General features: G+C 37.7%; 12 protein-coding genes. 3 read left to right on the plus strand and 9 right to left on the minus strand.

The window, feature by feature from the left end; all coding sequences use genetic code 11:
• Positions 1 to 13: 13 nt before the first annotated feature.
• Together AC07UM_RS06010 and AC07UM_RS06015 are read left to right on the plus strand one after the other, a co-directional pair.
• Entirely contained in the window at positions 14 to 1,294 is a 1,281-nt protein-coding gene (locus AC07UM_RS06010; RefSeq protein ID WP_494684843.1) for an MFS transporter, read from the plus strand.
• Positions 1,295 to 1,300: 6 nt separating this feature from the next.
• Complete coding sequence (locus AC07UM_RS06015) at positions 1,301 to 1,855, plus strand: cysteine hydrolase family protein (RefSeq protein WP_494684844.1); 555 nt, start codon at positions 1,301 to 1,303, stop codon at positions 1,853 to 1,855.
• 375 nt (positions 1,856 to 2,230) lie between these two features.
• Here AC07UM_RS06015 and AC07UM_RS06020 read toward each other — a convergent pair whose 3' ends face one another.
• The 9 genes from AC07UM_RS06020 to AC07UM_RS06060 form a co-directional block, all read right to left on the minus strand.
• Positions 2,231 to 2,863, minus strand: a complete 633-nt coding sequence (locus tag AC07UM_RS06020) for an MgtC/SapB family protein (RefSeq protein ID WP_494684845.1) — start codon at positions 2,861 to 2,863, stop codon at positions 2,231 to 2,233.
• 108 nt (positions 2,864 to 2,971) lie between these two features.
• On the minus strand, positions 2,972 to 3,811 hold the full coding sequence (locus tag AC07UM_RS06025; protein ID WP_494684846.1) for an SH3 domain-containing protein: 840 nt from the start codon (positions 3,809 to 3,811) through the stop codon (positions 2,972 to 2,974).
• Between the two features lie 16 nt (positions 3,812 to 3,827).
• Positions 3,828 to 4,655, minus strand: a complete 828-nt coding sequence (prmA, locus tag AC07UM_RS06030; RefSeq protein ID WP_494684847.1) for a 50S ribosomal protein L11 methyltransferase — start codon at positions 4,653 to 4,655, stop codon at positions 3,828 to 3,830.
• 416 nt (positions 4,656 to 5,071) lie between these two features.
• Positions 5,072 to 5,785, minus strand: a complete 714-nt coding sequence (locus AC07UM_RS06035) for a 3-ketoacyl-ACP reductase (protein ID WP_494684848.1) — start codon at positions 5,783 to 5,785, stop codon at positions 5,072 to 5,074.
• 305 nt (positions 5,786 to 6,090) lie between these two features.
• Entirely contained in the window at positions 6,091 to 7,653 is a 1,563-nt protein-coding gene (locus AC07UM_RS06040) for a calcineurin-like phosphoesterase C-terminal domain-containing protein (RefSeq protein ID WP_494684868.1), read from the minus strand.
• 70 nt (positions 7,654 to 7,723) lie between these two features.
• On the minus strand, positions 7,724 to 9,172 hold the full coding sequence (locus AC07UM_RS06045) for a SusD/RagB family nutrient-binding outer membrane lipoprotein (protein WP_494684849.1): 1,449 nt from the start codon (positions 9,170 to 9,172) through the stop codon (positions 7,724 to 7,726).
• Between the two features lie 11 nt (positions 9,173 to 9,183).
• Positions 9,184 to 12,147 carry a SusC/RagA family TonB-linked outer membrane protein gene (locus AC07UM_RS06050; protein WP_494684850.1) on the minus strand — a complete coding sequence of 988 codons (2,964 nt, stop codon included), beginning with the start codon at positions 12,145 to 12,147 and terminating at the stop codon, positions 9,184 to 9,186.
• Positions 12,148 to 12,636: 489 nt separating this feature from the next.
• Positions 12,637 to 13,383 carry a glycerophosphodiester phosphodiesterase gene (locus AC07UM_RS06055; RefSeq protein WP_494684851.1) on the minus strand — a complete coding sequence of 249 codons (747 nt, stop codon included), beginning with the start codon at positions 13,381 to 13,383 and terminating at the stop codon, positions 12,637 to 12,639.
• 154 nt (positions 13,384 to 13,537) lie between these two features.
• Positions 13,538 to 16,624 (minus strand): TonB-dependent receptor, encoded by a 3,087-nt coding sequence (locus AC07UM_RS06060; RefSeq protein WP_494684852.1) that lies wholly within the window; start codon positions 16,622 to 16,624, stop codon positions 13,538 to 13,540.
• A 324-nt stretch (positions 16,625 to 16,948) separates the two neighbouring features.
• Between AC07UM_RS06060 and ligA the strand changes: the two genes are divergently transcribed.
• Positions 16,949 to 18,955 (plus strand): NAD-dependent DNA ligase LigA, encoded by a 2,007-nt coding sequence (ligA, locus tag AC07UM_RS06065; protein ID WP_494684853.1) that lies wholly within the window; start codon positions 16,949 to 16,951, stop codon positions 18,953 to 18,955.
• Positions 18,956 to 19,055: the final 100 nt, after the last annotated feature.

A 19,055-nucleotide genomic window follows, 5' to 3' on the forward strand; every position in this document is an offset into this window, starting at 1 on the left:
TTTATTTTAAAATATGAACAAAATAACTAACATAAGTACATTCCGGGCTTTTAGGAGTACAAATTATACATTATATTTTTTCGGGCGTTCTGTCTCCCAGTTTGGGACATGGATGCAGCGTACAGCCGTAGTATGGGTCGTATACAGCATGACCGAGTCTGCGTTTATGCTGGGGTTAACCATTTTTGCGGAACAGTTCCCTTCCTTTTTATTTTCTGCCTTTGGAGGGGTGGCCGCAGACCGGTACAACCGCTATAAAATTATACAGATCACTCAAATTTTATCATTAATTCAGGCATCTGTGCTGGCTTTCCTGGTAATGACCGGGCATCAAAATATATGGAGTTTCATTGTGCTGAGTGTCTTTCTCGGCATTATCAATGCATATGACATTCCGGCACGGCAAGCGATGATCAATGAAGTGGTAACTGATGATGAAGATCTTCCAAGCGCTCTTTCACTGAGTGCAGCCATGGCAAGCATCGCCAAATTAGCAGGCCCTGCCCTTTCCGGAATCATCTTACAAAAATTCGGAGCAGGAACCTGTTTTCTGATTAATGCAGCCAGCTTTGCAGCAGTAATGGTTTCCATTTCCATGATGAAAATAAAGATTATTCCTAAAAAATTAACGAAAAAGGGAACTTTTACAGAATTAGCTGAGGGTTTTAAATATCTCAAAAAAGAACCATCCATCAGTCTGGTTATCATTATGCTGAGTATTACAGGTTTATTGATCTTGCCCTATGATACTTTAATTCCTGTTTATGCCAAAGAAATTTTTAAAGGTGATGCTAAAACATTCGGTTATATATCTAGTTTCATTGGAATTGGAGCTGTTCTTGGGACAGTATTTCTGGCTTCGATGAAAAAAGGAGCCTCTATGAGGAACATTCTTATCCTGAGTACAGCTATTCTGAGTATTGGACTGATCTGTTTTTCATACGCCACCAATTTCTACTGGTCTATGTTTTTTGCGGCGCTCACAGGCTTGGGAGGTGTTGCACAGTTTACCACCTGTAACATTATTGTGCAGTCTGAAGTGATTCCCGAAATGCGGTCAAGAGCGATCAGTATTTTGCTGACTGCCATATTCGGGATGCTGCCTTTGGGGTGTGTACTTATCGGATTTGTATCAGAGAAAATAGGAGCACCAAAAACTTTGTTGATAGAAGGAATTGCAGGTATTTTAATTGCCATTGTCTTCAGACGTTTATTATTCAAAAAGAATAAGACCAAAACTGTCAACAACCAACTTTTAGAAGAATCAGAAGAACAATTCATAAATAAAGTATAATTAAAAATGGAAAACAAGAAAACAGCATTATTGGTGATGGATATGCAGTCATCAATACTAAGCAACTTACCTGATACACAAGAGTTGGTATCTAATGTCAAAGAGGTTATCAAAAACGCAAGAAACCGCCAAATTCCGGTTATTTACATCGTAGTAGGGTTCAGACAGGGAATGCCTGAAATAAGCGCTAACAATAAAGTATTTTCAGGGTTAAAGCAGCATATGGGAGATATCAATATGAAAGAATGGGTAACTATTCATCCTGACCTTAGTCCCGAAGAAAAAGAGATCATCATTACCAAAAAAAGATTCAGTGCTTTTACCGGGAGTGATCTTGAGGTTGTCTTACGCGGATTGGATGTTCAACATCTGGTACTGACCGGAGTATCCACCAGCGGAGTGGTTTTATCGACTTTAAGAGAAGCTTCGGATAAAGATTACAGACTCACTGTGATTGAAAACTGCTGTAAAGACGGGGATGAAGAGGTCCATAATGTGCTAATGAATAAAGTTTTCCCAAGACAGGCCGATATTATTACGGTAAATGATTGGCTAAAATAAACAAAGAGTAATAAAAAGCCAATAGATTCTACTCCATCCGTTTCATAGGATAAAAATACCGTTTCACGTACTCATTTTACTGCATCAGTTTAACTTTTGCTCTGAGAGGGAGTAATACATGCTAATTTTATAGGGTAAACTTAGTGAAAGATTACATAGTTAGTTTTTAATTAGTATCAAAAGAAGCATTGATTAAGGATCAATAAAAATCTTTTTGTGCTTTAATTCCTTGTAGCCATTTAGGGCTCAATGATACACTTAATCATGTTTGGGTAGGATTGGTTTGTTCCAGTCCTATTTTTTGTTTTTCCCGGCAGATGGCACAGATTTCCACCGATTTTTATGGATATAAATGAGATTTATTTTAATAGGTAATTAAAATCGGAATTCTTCAATAGACGGATCATTAAGCAGAATCTTTGTACATATTTCATGTTTTTTTGCAGCTCCCTGTACACGCCAGATAATGGTATATTGATCTCCCATTCTTACTTGTTTTCCTCTGACGGATTTCAGATGGTGTTCTTTGAAAATCTGCTCATATTTTTCTGCTATTCCATCCTGGTAAGGAAGTGTCATTTGATACGTGTAACGGATGCTGATCTTTTCGATGATATTCTGAACATATTTGAACATGATAAGCAGCAAAAACACAACGATGGAGCCCACAATAGCCTCCTCATAATAACCCGCACCTATTGTCATTCCCAGGGAAGCACATATCCATATTGTAACGGCTGTCGTAAGGCCGGACACTCTGTTTTCTTCTTTAAAGATCACGCCTGCTCCTACAAAGCCTATTCCTGTAATAATATTGGCCGCTATACGATCCGGACTTCCCGGGCCTCCCAAACTCATGGAAAGCATGGTAAATAAGCACGATCCCAATGTCACCAGAATCATTGTCCTCAGCCCTGCAGACTTCAGCTGGTATTCCCGTTCAATTCCTATGATGCCTCCTACAAAAACCGAAAATAAGATGGGGAGAAGATCATCAAGTAAATCCATTTGTGTAATTTTTATTCTCTAAATTTATTTGATTTTTTTCAATTGTAAAAGATCTTTACACAAAAAAACCGCTGCAAAGGCAACGGTTTTTGTATTGAGTACATATCATTATTTCAGTTTGTAAGAATTTCCGTTCCAAAGATACGTTTTGGTAGCGTGTTTTTTCTTCTCCCTATCCTTTTCATCCACCTCCATATCTTCTACTTTAAGGATAAATGCGTTGGAGATTCCTCCTTTATCATTAGGAAAAACATATTCTTCACTGTGATAAAAAGCACCGGCATCCCCTACATTCATTAGCTGTGGAAGCGCAATGAGTTTTTTATCTTTAAAAAGAACATACTGATCATATGCTGCTATACCACAGGCTTCACCGGAAACCATCGCTTTCAGGGTGCATTCAACATTCTGCAGTTTATGACCACTTTCTATATTGAAAGAGGCAGAACTTAACTCCTCTCCTTTTCCTGTATCAAAATATACCTCATCAATGAGTGTATTTCCCTCCATTACTTTTATTCCGGCAATATTCTTCTTTTCGATCTCGTTATATTCTTTATTCTTTCGGTCAATCGTTTTGGAAAGCCCAAAAAGGAAATCATACCCATTTTTATTACGGTATCCTACACAAAGGTTACCGCCCCAGATATATCCTTCCCATGTATTTTCTCCTTTCTGATAAGAGATCTTATACCAATTGGCGGCTCTTTCTCCCAACTTCAGGACGGTATCTTCTTTTTTAAGAATCACCACCTGCTGATTGGTCTGCAATGAGTCTATAATCTTAGTATTCACTCCGGGATCTGATCTCACGCGGGTCCAGTCTGTAAAAATTTTCTGAGTCTTATTCTCTTCAAAACCAAAGATTCCATCTGCATATACTTCATTTTCCTGAGCTGTAAAAAACTGCAGCATCAGTATCAATAAAGCAGTCCATAAAGTTTTCATATTTGTATTTTGTGTATTATTTTTCAAGCAGAAGACTTACCCATTCTTCACGCTGTAATTGCTTTTTCAGTTCAAGTCCGCTTTCTTTACATACTTCAAGAATATCAGCCACATCAAAGAAACATAATCCTGAAAGCAATAATTTTCCTCCCTCATTCAATACTGAAACATACGTCGGAATATCTGAAATTAAAATATTCCTGTTGATATTGGCTAAAATAATATCAAAATTTTCTTTTCCCAGGTTTTCTGCAGTTCCCAGTTCAATATCCAGTTCTACATTATTTCTTACCGCATTTTCTTTTGAGTTTTCTACTGACCATTCATCAATATCAATGGCTTTTGTATCTCCTGCTCCCTGCTGTTTTGCATAAATGGCCAACACAGAAGTTCCGCATCCCATGTCCAATACCTTTTTACCATGGATGTCAATATCCATCATCTGCTGGATCATCAGGTGGGTTGTAGGGTGATGTCCTGTTCCGAAAGACATTTTAGGCTGAATAATAATTTCATGCATTCCCGGTACAGACTCATGGAACTCTGCTCTGATCAATACTTTATCATCAATATTAATTGGAGAGAAATTCTTTTCCCATTCCTCATTCCAGTTGATGTTCGGCATTTCTTCGAAAGAATATTCGATTTTTACATTTTCGTTTTCAAAGATCGGAAGTGCTTTCAACTGATCTTCGTGAAACAATTCTGTCTGGATATATCCTAAAATTCCGTCAATCTCTTCTGTAAAGCTGTCAAAACCTATTTCTATAAGCTCTGCCATTAATATCTCATTCCAAGGCTGCAATGGAGAAATCTTGAAATTGAATTCTAAATAATTTTGCATGTGACTAATTTGCTGCAAAAATACTAATGTTATTACGGTTAAAAAAATGATGAAGAGATTTTTGGCTGAAACCGGGGAGTTTTTTGTGATTATTTATTCCACAGATTACATTGATTGCACAGATGTTTGCATACAGTATATTCAATAGAGGCGGGCTTTAGCCCGTTTAAAAAATGAAGATTAATTCCATTGGCTTTACCCAAAACCTATTATAAAAGACCTGAAAATAAATTCCCGGGTTATTTTTATTATGTTGACTTTTTGATTGTTGGTTTTGGCTAAAGCCCCAGAAGTATGATAAAAAATAAAGCGGGCTAAAGCCCGCTCCTATTGATTTTTATTATTCAAGGAAGATCAACTACTCTTTGTCGAAAACATTAAACTCAGAACCTTGAACTTTAAATTTTTAAACCTTATTATGGGTTCGTAGAGAAAATAGAACCGTTTGCAATTAATGCTCTTCTGTTCATTTTCAGGATATCTCTTACCCATTCTGCGAAGTCTTCCGGCTGTAATACTTTATCAGGATTTCCGTCTGTAAGTCCTCCCTGGATGCTCATATCAGAAGCAATGGTACTTGGAGTTAAAGTGATGACACGGATATTCTGTTTTCTCCATTCTGCCATCATGGATTGAGACAGAGATACTACTGCTGCTTTTGAAGCGGCATATGCAGACATATTCGGTCCACCTTTCAGACCTGCAGTAGATGCTACGTTTACGATATCTCCTTCACCTTTAGCTTTCATAAATGGATGAGCTGCTTTGGCTGCGTAATACACTCCGAAAAGATTGGTTTTAATAACCTGCTCCCAAGTTTCAGAAGGCATTTCTTCAATGGATCCAAAGTCTCCAATTCCTGCGTTGTTGATCAGAATATCAATTCCTCCCAATTGCTCTGCTAAAGATTCTATCCCAGCTTTTACCTGAATTTCATTGTCTACAGAAAAAACAGCATAGGCTGAGTTTACGCCCAGCTTTTTGATTTCTTCAACCGTCATTTTAAGATTTTCCTCGTTTCTTCCTGTAATGGCAACGTTTACTCCTTCATTGGCTAAAGCTAATGCTACCGCTTTCCCCAGTCCTCTTCCACCACCTGTTACGATGGCATTTTTTCCCTTTATATTCATAGTAATGATACTTTTCTTGATACAAAGTTACGAAAGAACATTTTTATGAGGTGGTGAAAACACAGATTTAACTTATATTTCATTAACCACAAAAGTCACAAAAGATGATTAATATTGAGAATATTTGAAAGTTGTAATCATCCTGCATAAAAGTTTACATAAGATGAAAATGTAGATTTTTATAAAAAAAAATTAAAAACTTTTGTGACTTTTGTGGTTAATCTAGGGTTCAGCAAAAAATTAAAACCGGCTCATGAGAACCGGTTTCAAAATCTAAAAAAGGTATAGTAAAAAAAATAAAATGCTTAAGGAATCTGAATGGCATTCTGAACTTCAAATTCTTCTGAAGCCGAGAATTCATTGCCATACATGTCGACAGCTTTCACCTCAACTTTGTGTCTTCCTAATGATAATTTTTTAGGAAAGTCAGCTTCCCAGATATGCTTTGACATTTCGGGATTGGAAGGTCTTCTTCCCGGAAGAATTTTCTCTGTGGTGTCCCATTTGAAAACGGAAAGAGCAAAATTTGGATCTATGGTTTCATCGTATTCCATTTCTTCCCATTTCCCTCCGTCTATTCTGTATTCTACTTTGTCTTTTTTGCTTCCCATGAAGAAATTAGCCAATACTTTTGCAGAAGTTCTTGAGGATGGAATCACTTTCGGAACATATAATTTGATCTGATAGTCTTCCGGTTTTCCTGCTGTTCTGTATTTAACTCTATACTGATTGTCTGTAAAGCTGATGAAAGAATATCCTTTTGCGGTTCCATCTCTCATGGTTGAGGTAGGAAGTCCTGCATCATCAGGTGTTCCTGAATACCAATCTCCACAAGTGGTTCCTACGTTATATTCATGTAACTCTTTGATTCCGTTCCAGCCTGCTTTTTTTCCGTAAAAAATCTGCTGCTGAATGTGTGTATGTGCTGATAAAAGCAATACATTCTGAAAAGGATGTAAGAAATCAAATAATTTCTGACGGTCAGCATTTCTAAAGTTGTCTTCGTTTTTATGTTCTAATGGAATATGGAAAGAAATGACAATCAGTTTATTTTTATCTACCAGTTTCAGATCGTTTTCGATGAACTGAAGCTGGTCTTCACGGAATCCTCCCCAATATCCTTTGCCATCTCTCGGATCGGGATAAAGAATATCATCCAGAATGATGAAGTGCACGTTCCCATAATTGAAGGAATAATTGGCAGGACCAAAATTGGATTCAAATGTTTCGTCGGAAAGCCTGTCTTCTTTTGCATCATAGTTCATGTCATGATTTCCCATTACATTATACCAGGGAAGTCCCACATCTTTCATCACATCTGCGTAAGGTTTCTGAAGGCTCAGGTTGTCTCCTACCAAATCTCCCAGGCTGATTCCCAACACTGCATTCTTCTTGGTATTTCTCACTTCGTTTACAATTCCTCTTTTGAAATAGTCCAGTTCTTTTTCTGTGTAAGGCTGTGGATCACCAAAAACAAGGATATCAAAGTTTTTGTCTTCTTTTTGAGGGTAAAGCGGGAAGTTCAATTCTTTGGGAAGGTCTCCTGTAGCAGCTACTCCTTTGTATTTAAAATCTGCCGGAGAACCTTTTGGTTTATGATGATAGTAGAATTGTGGAAGATTGTTTGCGTTTAAAGCCGTTTGATAACCTGAAGGTTTGATCACAAAAATAGTCTGATCTTCCTGAACCGGCAGGCTGTATCTTCCGTTTTTATCGGTAAGAACCACCTGAACACCATTGGAAACAGATACACCTTCTATTCCTTTCTCGCGGTTTTCTTTCTTTTGGTTTTTGTTGCTGTCTTCGTAAACATATCCTGAAACAGAAGTTTGTGAAAATGCCATTGCTGAAACCAACATACAAGGCATTAAAAATTTTATACTGATACTCATCATTTTTAAATCTTTAAATTATTTTTAAATTTTTCAATTGAGGTTATTATTTATTCCACCACATTTTTATATTGATATTGTCTCCTCCCATGGATTGTACAGCTGCATTATAATTATCTGTATTCATCACTTTTGTCGTTGTTGGATACATAAATCTTACAGGCATCTGCCCTCCGTTCTGAAGTCCTCCATTATTAGGAAGTACCGGAAGTTTTGTACGCCTGAATTCATACCATTGCTGATGGTCTACAAAAAACAATGAAATATATTTCTGAAGCATAAGTTTTTCCAGAGAACCATCGTAAGCTACTTTTGTATTGCTGAAATAATTGGCCGGAACCGTTGCTCCCCATTGTTCAATAATAGATTTCACTCCTGTTTCGTAATAGGTTTGCTGATTTCCTGCAACAATTCCTCTATTGACCAACTCTGCCAGGATAAACTGAACTTCAGAATAGGTCATGATTAAGATCTTTAAAGGTGCTTTTGCTAAATTTTGGTTAAGGTTAGAAGGCTGATAGTTGAAAGCTGTTCCCAACGCATATCCTGAAGGAGCTCCTTTATAACCAAGATCTTCTCCAGTGGTAGCTTTAGCTTTCGTAAAAAAAATACTCATCCTTGGATCATTATTATCTTTCATCGCATTCACAAAGAACTCGCCTGCTGATCTGTACGCCGTAAAATCCTGTGGTCGGGCAATTGGCGGCAAGTATGGAGATACTCCGGAGAGCGGTAATACAGCACTGTCTGTATTACTTTGAAAAATAGGATATTGAGCCGGATTGTTGACAATCCCCTGAATTCTTTCATATACATTTACTTCTCCGTTTCTGCTTAGAATTCTGGTCAGCAATCTTAATGACAATGAATTACAGAATTTTTTCCATCCTAAAATCCCTGTCTGGCTATTGGTATTGGCATTATAAAACAAATCCGTTTCTGTGAGTGCCTGTGTTGTATTAAATAGTGAATTGGCTGTTTTCAGGTCATTTAAAAGCTGGATGTAGATATCTTTCTGTTTGTCATATTTCGGTCTTAGAATATTCTCTTCAATTTTCACCGCTTCCGATAAAGGTACATCTCCGAATGCATCGGTAAGATTAGAGGCAATCCAGGCATTTAAAACCATTGATATGGCCAGATAATTATTATTTTGCTCTTTTGTGGCATATTTTTTAAGGTCACTTACCTGTTTCAACCATTTATAAGAAGTATTCCAATAGCCGTTACCACTTTTTTCATCCATATAATATCTGCTGTAGGTATTTCCTTCACTCGGAAAATCTAAAGCGATCTGCATGATATCAAAAGTGAAATCGTCTGCTCTGTTATATCCATAACTTCCCATTTCATATTGGATAGGTGCAAGAAGGCTTCCTACCGACGGATCTTTGATCTTGCTGGTATCTGTATTGATTTCCTCGAATGTTCTGTCGCAGGACTGAAGCATGACAACAGAAACAGCCAATGCAAGAGGTATGATTATTTTTTTCATTTTTAAAGATTTTAGAATTTAAGATTTAACTGAAACCCAACAGTTCTTGCTGTAGGCAGCTGACCCATTTCCACTCCCGGAGTAATGGTTGCATTATCCAGCGTGGCTACTTCAGGATCAAACATTGGAAACTTCGTCCACATCCACAGATTCTTTCCGAAAATGGCAAGCGTAAGATCATCCAGCCCTAAAGACTGTATGGTTTCTTTCGGGAAAGAATAGGCAATTCTGGCATCCCTAAGCTTAATAAAATCGGTGCTGAAGCTGTTGGTTTCCACATTAGCTCTTCTGTAATAATCTGCATAATAAGAAGATACCGTTACTCCTTTTGTATTGGGGCTGTAAGATCCGTCAGGATTCTGAACGACCCCTTCTCCTACAATGATTCCGCCCGGATTATCTCTTCCCGGAAGGGTAGATTTCAGTTTACCTTGCTCAGACATTTTATGATGCGACTGAGAATAAGCAACCCCTCCATACTGACCGTCAAACGAGAAGCTTATTGTAAAGTTTTTAATCTTGAAATCATTCTGAAGACCCGCTCTCCATTTCGGGAATGCATTTCCTACTTTTTCGATGTCTGCAGGTCTTCCGGGAAGTCCGTTGTCTCCGTAGATTACTTTTCCGTCCGGAGTTCTTAATAATTTAAATCCATACATATCTCCCAGTGAACCTCCTACTTCCATTTTATAGAAAACCACATCGCCTACGTTGGAAACAATTCCGTCAAATCCTTCAGGTAAGGTCATTACTCTGTTTTCGTTGGCAGACCAGTTTCCACCTACTTTCCATGAGAAATTTTTACCTTTTACAGCAAAGATATCGGCTGAAAGTTCAAGTCCTCTGTTTCGGATTTTCCCTGCATTGATTACCCTTTTGGAATAGCCACTTTCATAAGGCAGAGACACCGGGATAATCTGGTTTTCACTAACGTTTTGATAAGCCGTAAGATTAAGATTCAATCTGTTTTTGAAAAAGCTGAAATCCATACCGGCTTCAATATTGGTATTGTTCTCTGGCTTAAGGGAAGGATTGTTAAAGGTGCTTGGTGCCACTACGCTTCCGGTAATATTACTTGCGGTATAATAGTTATCTAGAAGATAAGGGTCACTGTCTATCCCTACTTTCGCCCATGAAGCTCTCAGTTTCCATAGGTTCAGATTATTACTTTTCAGGTTAAAAATCTCTGAAAGAATAAAACTGGTACTCACCGAAGGATAAAAGAAGGATCTGTTCTGTTTCGGAAGAGTGGAACTCCAGTCATTTCTTCCGGTAACATCTACAAATATTTTATTGTCATATCCCAATGTAAGCAATCCATAAACGCTGTCTACATGTTTATCTCTTGGTGCAGGATATTTAACCGGAATAGAAAGCGCATTGGTAAGACTGTATTCACCAGCAGTTTTCAATCCGATGGCCTGGAAATCGGTCATCAGATATTCATTATAACGGATACTTCCCCCTGCTGATGCGGAAATACTGAATTTATTCCAATCTGCTTTATAGGAGAATAAAACATCATTGTTATATTCCTGATTTTTGATAAACTGCTCTCTGTAGAAACCTTTCAGGTAGTTGGCAGAACTCCACGGTCTTTTGGTGGTTCTTTTTTCGTTCAGAATTTCAAGTCCTGACCTCAACATTAAGCTGAAATTTTTATTAAACTGATACTCTGCGGTGATATTTCCTGTAATTGTTTTCTTTCTGACTCCATTCAGCATTTCGTAAGCAATCATGTAAGGGTTGTCGATATAGGAACTGAAAGGATGTATCTGATCTACCTGCTCCTGTCCGGGTTTCCAGATGGGTTTATACCATTCCAAATCCACATTCGGATTTTGAAAAATCATAAAATAGGAGATCGACTGGTTGTTGTATCCCGTTGCAGGAAGATTGTCACTGGTAGTAGTGTTATAGGCAAATTTGGTTGATATTTTTAATTTTTTAGTCAGCTGATGGGCAAATGATAAGGCGAAATTGAACCTGTCAAAGCCTGTGTTTGGCATCATCCACTCATTATTAAGATACGTAAGCGAAGATCTGAAGCTTGTTTTCTCATTGGAACTTTCTACGGAAATGCTGTTGGAATAGGTAGAACCTGTTCTCCAGAAACTTTTGATATTATTTTCGTAAGGTCTCCACAACTGCCTGTCTTTACTTTGTCCCTGTATATTAGGATCATACTGGAAGTAATACTGTCCGGCAAATTTAGGCCCGAAAGCACTACTTGTACCACCGGTGCTCGGTCCATCTGCGGAAAGACCATAAGAGTAGTAAAAGTTTCCTGCTGTATTGGTTGCCAGCGTTCCCTGTCCGTATTCATATTGCCAGTCCGGCCATTTCAATACGCTATCAAAGCTTGAAGAAGAATTAAAAGTTACTCTCAGTTTCCCGTTTTTTGTTTTTCCGGATTTTGTGGTAATCATTAAGGCTCCATTAGCGGCTCGGGATCCGTATAATGCGGCAGCAGAAGCTCCTTTCAATACCGTTACAGATTCGATGTCATCCGGATTGATGCTGTTCAGTCCATTTCCAAGATCAATCGGAACATCTCCTCCGGAACCGGCTCCGTATGCTGCTGTCCCGGAACCTGTGGTAGAATTTCCTAATGGAACACCATCCACTACAATCAGGGCGTAGTTATGATCCATCATAATGGATTTTTCTCCTCTCAAGGTAATTCTGGAAGTCCCAAGCGGCCCTGCACCGGCTGTCTGAACTTTAAGACCTGCCACTTTCCCTTCCATGGACTGTGCCCAGTTGTTGTTCTGGGTTTCTTCAAATGTTTTGGCTTCTACTTTTTCTGCAACATACCCCAGGGCTCTGTCATGCCTCTTAATTCCCAAAGCAGTAACTACCACCTCATCAAGTCCTTTAATCGTGTCTTTTTTAGCTTTCTGCTGAGCTGCCAGATTGACGCTGACCAATCCTAACAGTGACAAAACCAACAGTTTCTGTGTCTCTTTACGCATTTCCTTTTTGTTTGCGCAAAATTAGAACGACATAACAAGGATCGCCTTAACACAATTTTAACGTTTCTTAAAAATTTATTAAACGATATATTAACCCACCCTTAATAACATTGGATAAATATCTAATTAATAAACACTTAAGCAATTAAGTGTTTTTAATAGTATTCTATAACTATAATTATGTATCTTTATTGTCTTTCCTTGAGATAATATTGCACAACACGTACAAACAGTTGATTTTCAGCAATATACCAAGAATTCAATTATACTCTTTCTTTCGCTATTATTAAGAAGATGTGTTTAGTGTCTAAAAAGAAACAGTCTGCCCTTTTAAAATAAGGCAGACTGTGTAAATTATGATTGTTATTGGTTTAACTGGGATGTCTTTTTAACCCACCCCGCCAAAAATTCTTTGAATTTTTGCCACCCCTCCAAGGAATGGGAATATTTTGTCCTTCAGTTGTACTATTGGTGAAGGATATTCAATCGTTATTTATTCTTTAACTGATCAGGAATGTTGGTTGTTACGAACCCGATTCCCTGTTTTTTCAATTCATCATATACAGCAATGTCATTTACTGTCCATGCATTAGTAATTAATCCTAATGTTTTTGCTTCAGCAATCCAGGTAGGTTTTTTCTGGAAAACGCTGTAGTGATAATCCATACCATCCAATCCTTCTTTTTTGATCTGCTCAGGAGACAGTTCACCATTCAGATACTGAACTTTAAAGGCAGGCGCCAGCTTTTTGATCTCTTTGCAGATATTAAGACTGAAAGAAATAAACTCACTTTGAGATTCCAGTTTCATATCCTTGATCATTTTGATCGTTTTTTGAGTGATCTCATTTTCAATTTCCGGAGTCTTGGCAGGTTTGATTTCAACGATCAGCTTCAGAGCTTTATCTTTTTTTCCTTGTTTTAAATAATCTTTTAACGTCGGAAATTTTTCTCCGTTGGATAATTTCAATGCTTCCAATTCTTTGAAGGTAGCTTCTGAAATTTCCATTTTACCATGATGCTCATCGTGGTTGATCACCAATACACCATCTTTTGTCATTCTTACATCAAATTCAGACCCATATACTTTCAATTTCTGGGCATTTTCCAATGATTGAAGTGAGTTCTCCGTTGTAGGAGGCTGAGCCTGGAAATATCCTCTATGGGCAATGATCTGGGTTTGTGCTTTCATCATAACTGTACTTAAAACTGCTAACCCTAAGATAAAATTTTTCATAATATAATTTAGATATTTAAAAACAAAGTCCTGAAACTTTCTGATAAAGGTAGTTAATAAAATGTTGAAACCACAGAGACATAAAAGAATAATGTAAACCTTACCCTAGGTTTTAACCTAAAATCTTTTATGCCTCAATGGTTTAAAAGTAAGGTTAGAAGCTATACTTCGCACCAATCTGGATCTGATATGGATTTCCTGAAAGAGGAACCAAACCACCGCCACTTACGTTTTTGGTGTATTCATACTGCATCGTGTCCTTATTAAACTTAGTCACTTTGTACAAAGATGTATTGCCGTATGACTTGTTTACCCCCCATTCTTTGTTAAGAAGATTGGCTACGTTGAAAATATCTACAGAAAGTTCAAAAGCACCTACTTTGTCAAATTTAATTTTCTTCGCTACACGTACATCCCAAACGCCATAAAATCCGTTTTTACCTCCGTTACGTTCTGCAATTTTGCCATTGTATTCGTTGATATAATCTTTCAGAGCCTGTCCTACCTGTGGATCATCCAGAATGGCTTTGGTGATATTCGGGAAGATAAAGGCAAGGTCATTGGAATCTACAAAATCTCCGTTGATATTTCCTCCTGTTGTAGCAGAGAAACGGGTACCTCCGATTCCTGAATATCTGATCCCCAATGTAAATCCTGCAATGGTAGGTGAGTTACCGTAGATCACCACTTTATTACGGAACTGATTATCCGAGTAGGTCATTCTTAAATCTCTCGGATCACTCTGAATCATGGTAGATAGTGTTGCAGAGTTCGCTACGTTTCCGTTGTAGGAAGTATTGTCTTTGATGTCAGACCATGTATAACTTGCTGTGATCTCCCCATCTTTCCAATAACGGTAACTTGTATCTATTACGAATGAGAACTGGTTTACTTTACCATCACTCACCAGCTCCAGTACTCTACCAAAATTTTTATTGATTCTTCCTGCTTTCCAGTCAAAGCTTACACTGTTATTCGCGTTATTGGTAATAGCACTTGTAGGGATGAACACTCCTCTTCCACCTTCATTAGCTAAGGTGAAGAAAGGATTGGCCACCATGTTTCTGTCATAGTAATAGTAATTATTTCTACCCAAAGCCATATATCCTGCAATTCCTGCTCTGAACCTTTCATTGAAGAAATGGGTGTAAGAAATATTCGCTTTATAAACAATTGGAATTTTTGCATCTTTCCCTGTATAATTGATGGTTGGAATCTGGTATTGAGCAAGTGAAGGAACCGATCCATAATCATTTCTATAGCTATTAAAATCAGGAGTAAGACCAATAGCTGTAGGATTCACATCCACAGTAGCCAAATGTTTTCCGTCGAATACAAGGTTGTTGATGATCATATAATTGTTGATATCGGAAGAGAAAATTCCGGCCCCGAACTTAAGGAAGTCTTTATTTCCTTCATTGATGTTCCAGTCAAACTGGAATCTTGGCTGAATCACGAATGATTTGATTTTGTTATCCGTTCTGATTCCCATTTCATCAAACAATTTCTGGTTGAGCTCTGCTTTTGGATAGCCTCCGTAGTCTAATCTTAAACCTGCCATTAAATCAAGACCTTTTGCTATTTTTGTCTGGAATTGTCCATATACTCCGATATTCCAGATATTTGATCTTACAGACGGATCTTCCATTAATGGAACTTCTCTATAGAATCTGTAAGGGGTCATCGCATCAAAATTACTCATTCCCTGGAAATGGAATCTTCCGTTTACTTCACTTCCGTACACAGATTTTGCTGTTGTATACATCAGATCAGCTCCGAAAGTATATTTTACCTTATCGGTATTATAGTATAAGTTATCTACAATCTGGATTACATTATTTCTAAAACTTTCCTGTCCGAAACGGTGTCCTCCAATCTGAATATTAGTAGATCCTGCACTTGAAGCTACTCCTTCAACAATAGCTCTCGGTACAGGTTTTCCTAACTGATTGTTCTGGTAACTGTCCTGGAAAGTATAAAGATACTGAGCCTTTAATTCATTGGTTAAATTAGACTGCAGGTTGGTTCTTAAGGTTAACAATAAACTGTTGTCAAGGTTTTTATCGTTCCCGTAAGATTCAAAGAAATTGATATTTGTATTGTCACCAAGACCGTTTTTATTTAGATCGTAAGTGAAGTTATTTCTTAATGTTAATAAGTTTTTTTCGTTGATCTGCCAGTCTAAACGTAAGAATGCAGCATCCGAGTTTCTTACTTTATCAAAAGTTCCGAATTGTGGACTGTTCCCTACCCCATACTTTGATCTTGCAATATCCAGAAACTGATTAAGGGTTTGCGTGGTAGTACTGAATCTCTTCTCATCATCCGGAGATTTGATATCAGCAATAGCCAACGGTCTTGAATCCAGCTGATGATCCCATGCTACGAAGAAGTGTAATTTATTTTTAATAATCGGTCCTCCCAATGAAAATCCGAACTGAGAGGTAGAGAAATCATTATCTCTTTTGTTTCCTCTGATGTCATACGGACTGGAAAGCCAGTTGGTTCTTAAATATTCCCAGGCACTCCCTGAAAATTTATTGGTTCCGGATTTGGTAACAGCACTTACGGTTCCACCACCACTTCTTCCCAATGTCACATCATATTGGTTGGTGGTAATTTTGAATTCACGTACTGCTTCAATAGAAATAGAAAAAGGGGCGCCGCTTCGACTGGTGGTAGCTCCTGCAGAAGTAGGGTTTTTGGCAGTCATCCCGTCAATGGTAAAATTGGTGGAAGATCCCAGCTGCCCGGAAAGGTTTCCTCCTTTTCCACTTAATGGTGATAGTTCGGCAAGATTGGCAAAATTTCGTCCGTTTACCGGAAGCATACTGATGTTTTTAGCAGAAATTGCTGTAGCCGCTCCAAGGTTTCCGATCTTGTTTTTAAGATTTCCGGTAATCTTTACTTCTTCGATATGCTTTTCAGCTCCCAGATCCATATTGACAGTCACCTGATCCCCGAAGTTAACATTGTAGCCTTCTCTTTTATCATCGTTTACAATAACTGTGTAAGGTCCTCCAAGAGGAATTTCTTTAAAAATATACTCCCCTTTTGAGTTCGTTTCCGTTTCCGTTTTGAATCCTGTAGACTCATTCACGATCGTTACTTTCACTTTTTCCTGAGCCGTACTTCCCGGTCCGGTTACTTTCCCTACAATAGAAGCCTGTGTGGTCTGTGCATAAGCCATAGTCCCCAGCCCTAAAAACAATAATCCCAGTACAATCTTTACTTTTTTCATTTCTTCCGAAGATGTATATTATTAATTTTTTGATAATAACCAGGAAACCTCTTTGATTTTCACATTGATAGATCATGTTGAGGTTTCTTTCAATTAGATGTGCAAAGGTATCTTGACTTTAAAGGGGAGCTGTTTAAGAAAGTTTTAACATTTTTTTAATTAAATCAGAACATTATGTTAATTTACTTTAAACACGCGATCTATTCCATACAAAACCAGTCTGTTAAAGCATATTACGGATTCTTAATTTTCCTGTACTATTTAATTCCATTATTTTTTAAATGCGATTACTTTAGTTATTTTTGCTCAAAAGATAGAAAAGCAATGTCTGAAAACATTCAACAAAAGATAGAACAGCTCCGTAAAGAGCTTCACCAGCATAACGAAAACTATTATCTACTGGACACTCCCACTATTTCGGATTTTGAATTCGATATGCTTCTGGAGGAATTACAAAATCTGGAAGCCCAATATCCTGAATTTTATGATGAAAACTCTCCTTCGGTACGTGTAGGTGGTGGTGTTACCAAAGTTTTTCCTACGATTCAGCATAAATTCAGAATGTATTCTCTGGATAATTCCTATGATTTTGACGATCTGGAAGACTGGGAAAAAAGAATCATCAAAACAATTGAAGATCCGGTAGAATTTGTTGCTGAGCTGAAGTATGACGGTGCTTCCATTTCTATTCTTTATGAAAACGGAAAGCTATCACAGGCTGTTACCCGTGGTGACGGTTTCCAGGGAGATGAAATCACTCCGAATGTACGTACCATTTCAGATATTCCTTTGACTTTAAAAGGGGATTTCCCAACTCAGTTTTTTATGCGTGGAGAAATTTATCTGACCAGAAAAAACTTTGATAAACTTAATGTACTGCGTCAGGAAGAAGGTCTTGATCCCTTCATGAATCCAAGAAATACAGCCAGCGGAAGTTTGAAAATGCAGGACAGTGCTGAGGTAAGAAAACGCGGACTTTCTTCTGTACTGTATCAATTTATCTCCGATGAAGTACCTGCAGAAACCCATTGGGAATTACTTCAAAAAGCTCAGGGCTGGGGCTTCAAAACATCACAGCAGGCAAAATTATGTAAAACAATGGCTGAGGTACAGGAATTTATAACGTTCTGGGATACGGAGCGTCATAACCTTCCTTTTGAAATCGACGGGATTGTTTTAAAAGTGAATTCATTACAGCAGCAGAGACAGCTTGGCTATACGGCAAAATCTCCACGTTGGGCGATGGCTTATAAATTTAAAGCAGAAAAGGTAGAGACAGAACTTCAAAGTGTGTCTTATCAGGTAGGAAGAACAGGTGCTATTACTCCTGTTGCCAACCTTAAACCTGTTTTACTGGCTGGAACAATTGTAAAAAGAGCATCTCTGCATAATGAAGATATCATCAAGAAACTGGATCTTCATGAAAATGACTTTGTGTATGTAGAAAAAGGGGGTGAAATTATTCCAAAAATTGTAGGCGTAAACATTGATAAAAGAACGGAAGAAAGCAAAGAAATAGAATACATCAAGCATTGCCCTGAATGTGGTACCGAACTGGTAAAGATTGAAGACCAGGCGATTCATTTCTGCCCGAACGAACTTCACTGCCCGCCACAGGTAGTGGGAAGAATGATTCATTATGTTTCCAGAAAAGCGTTGAATATTGATAATCTTGGAAGTGAAACAATTGAACAGCTTTACCGGGAAAAACTGGTTGAAAACCCTGCTGACTTCTATGTGTTGACAAAAGAACAGCTGCTTCCACTGGAAAGGATGGCTGAGAAATCTGCTCAGAACATTATCACCGGAATTGAAAAATCTAAAGAAATTCCTTTTGAGAAAGTACTGTACGGAATCGGAATCAAGCATGTGGGAGAAACGGTTGCCAAGAAACTGGTCAAAAACTTCCCAACGATTGAAGAGTTGAAGAGTGCAACTGTAGAAGAACTTTGTCAGGTAGAAGATATCGGAGCTAAAATTGCAGTAAGTATTGTAGATTTCTTCCAGAATTCTGAAAATATATTGATGATCGAGCGTTTAAAATCTTATGGAGTACAGCTTGAAAAAGGAGAAAGCACGAATGAAGTTTTGTCTAATATTTTAGAAGAGAAAACATTCCTTTTTACCGGAAAATTGTCCTTATTCACCAGAGAATCTGCTGAAGAAATGGTAGAAAAACATGGCGGGAAAAATATTTCGGCAGTTTCAAAAAACCTCAACTATCTTGTAGTAGGTGAAAAGGCAGGAAGCAAACTGAAAAAAGCACAGGATATCGGAACAATTGAAATTCTGGATGAACAGCAGTTTCTGGATCTGATTGAAAAGCAATAAAGAATAATGATTTAATCATTTATATAAGACTGTGAAATCTATCACAGTCTTTTTTATTTTCATTTTGACATAAATGCTTTGAATTCAGACATAAAAAATA

The sequence above is a fragment of the Chryseobacterium sp. GW821-FHT04C04 genome, assembly GCF_059420365.1.

What these genes read in the sequence shown, in the direction of transcription:
- ligA (WP_494684853.1), top strand. Translation starts at nt 16,949, where the DNA reads ATGTCTGAAAACATTCAACAAAAGATAGAACAGCTCCGTAAAGAGCTT.
- prmA (WP_494684847.1), bottom strand. Translation starts at nt 4,655, where the DNA reads ATGCAAAATTATTTAGAATTCAATTTCAAGATTTCTCCATTGCAGCCT.
- AC07UM_RS06050 (WP_494684850.1), bottom strand. Translation starts at nt 12,147, where the DNA reads ATGCGTAAAGAGACACAGAAACTGTTGGTTTTGTCACTGTTAGGATTG.
- AC07UM_RS06040 (WP_494684868.1), bottom strand. Translation starts at nt 7,653, where the DNA reads ATGCCTTGTATGTTGGTTTCAGCAATGGCATTTTCACAAACTTCTGTT.
- AC07UM_RS06045 (WP_494684849.1), bottom strand. Translation starts at nt 9,172, where the DNA reads ATGAAAAAAATAATCATACCTCTTGCATTGGCTGTTTCTGTTGTCATG.
- AC07UM_RS06010 (WP_494684843.1), top strand. Translation starts at nt 14, where the DNA reads ATGAACAAAATAACTAACATAAGTACATTCCGGGCTTTTAGGAGTACA.
- AC07UM_RS06055 (WP_494684851.1), bottom strand. Translation starts at nt 13,383, where the DNA reads ATGAAAAATTTTATCTTAGGGTTAGCAGTTTTAAGTACAGTTATGATG.
- AC07UM_RS06015 (WP_494684844.1), top strand. Translation starts at nt 1,301, where the DNA reads ATGGAAAACAAGAAAACAGCATTATTGGTGATGGATATGCAGTCATCA.
- AC07UM_RS06060 (WP_494684852.1), bottom strand. Translation starts at nt 16,624, where the DNA reads ATGAAAAAAGTAAAGATTGTACTGGGATTATTGTTTTTAGGGCTGGGG.
- AC07UM_RS06020 (WP_494684845.1), bottom strand. Translation starts at nt 2,863, where the DNA reads ATGGATTTACTTGATGATCTTCTCCCCATCTTATTTTCGGTTTTTGTA.
- AC07UM_RS06025 (WP_494684846.1), bottom strand. Translation starts at nt 3,811, where the DNA reads ATGAAAACTTTATGGACTGCTTTATTGATACTGATGCTGCAGTTTTTT.
- AC07UM_RS06035 (WP_494684848.1), bottom strand. Translation starts at nt 5,785, where the DNA reads ATGAATATAAAGGGAAAAAATGCCATCGTAACAGGTGGTGGAAGAGGA.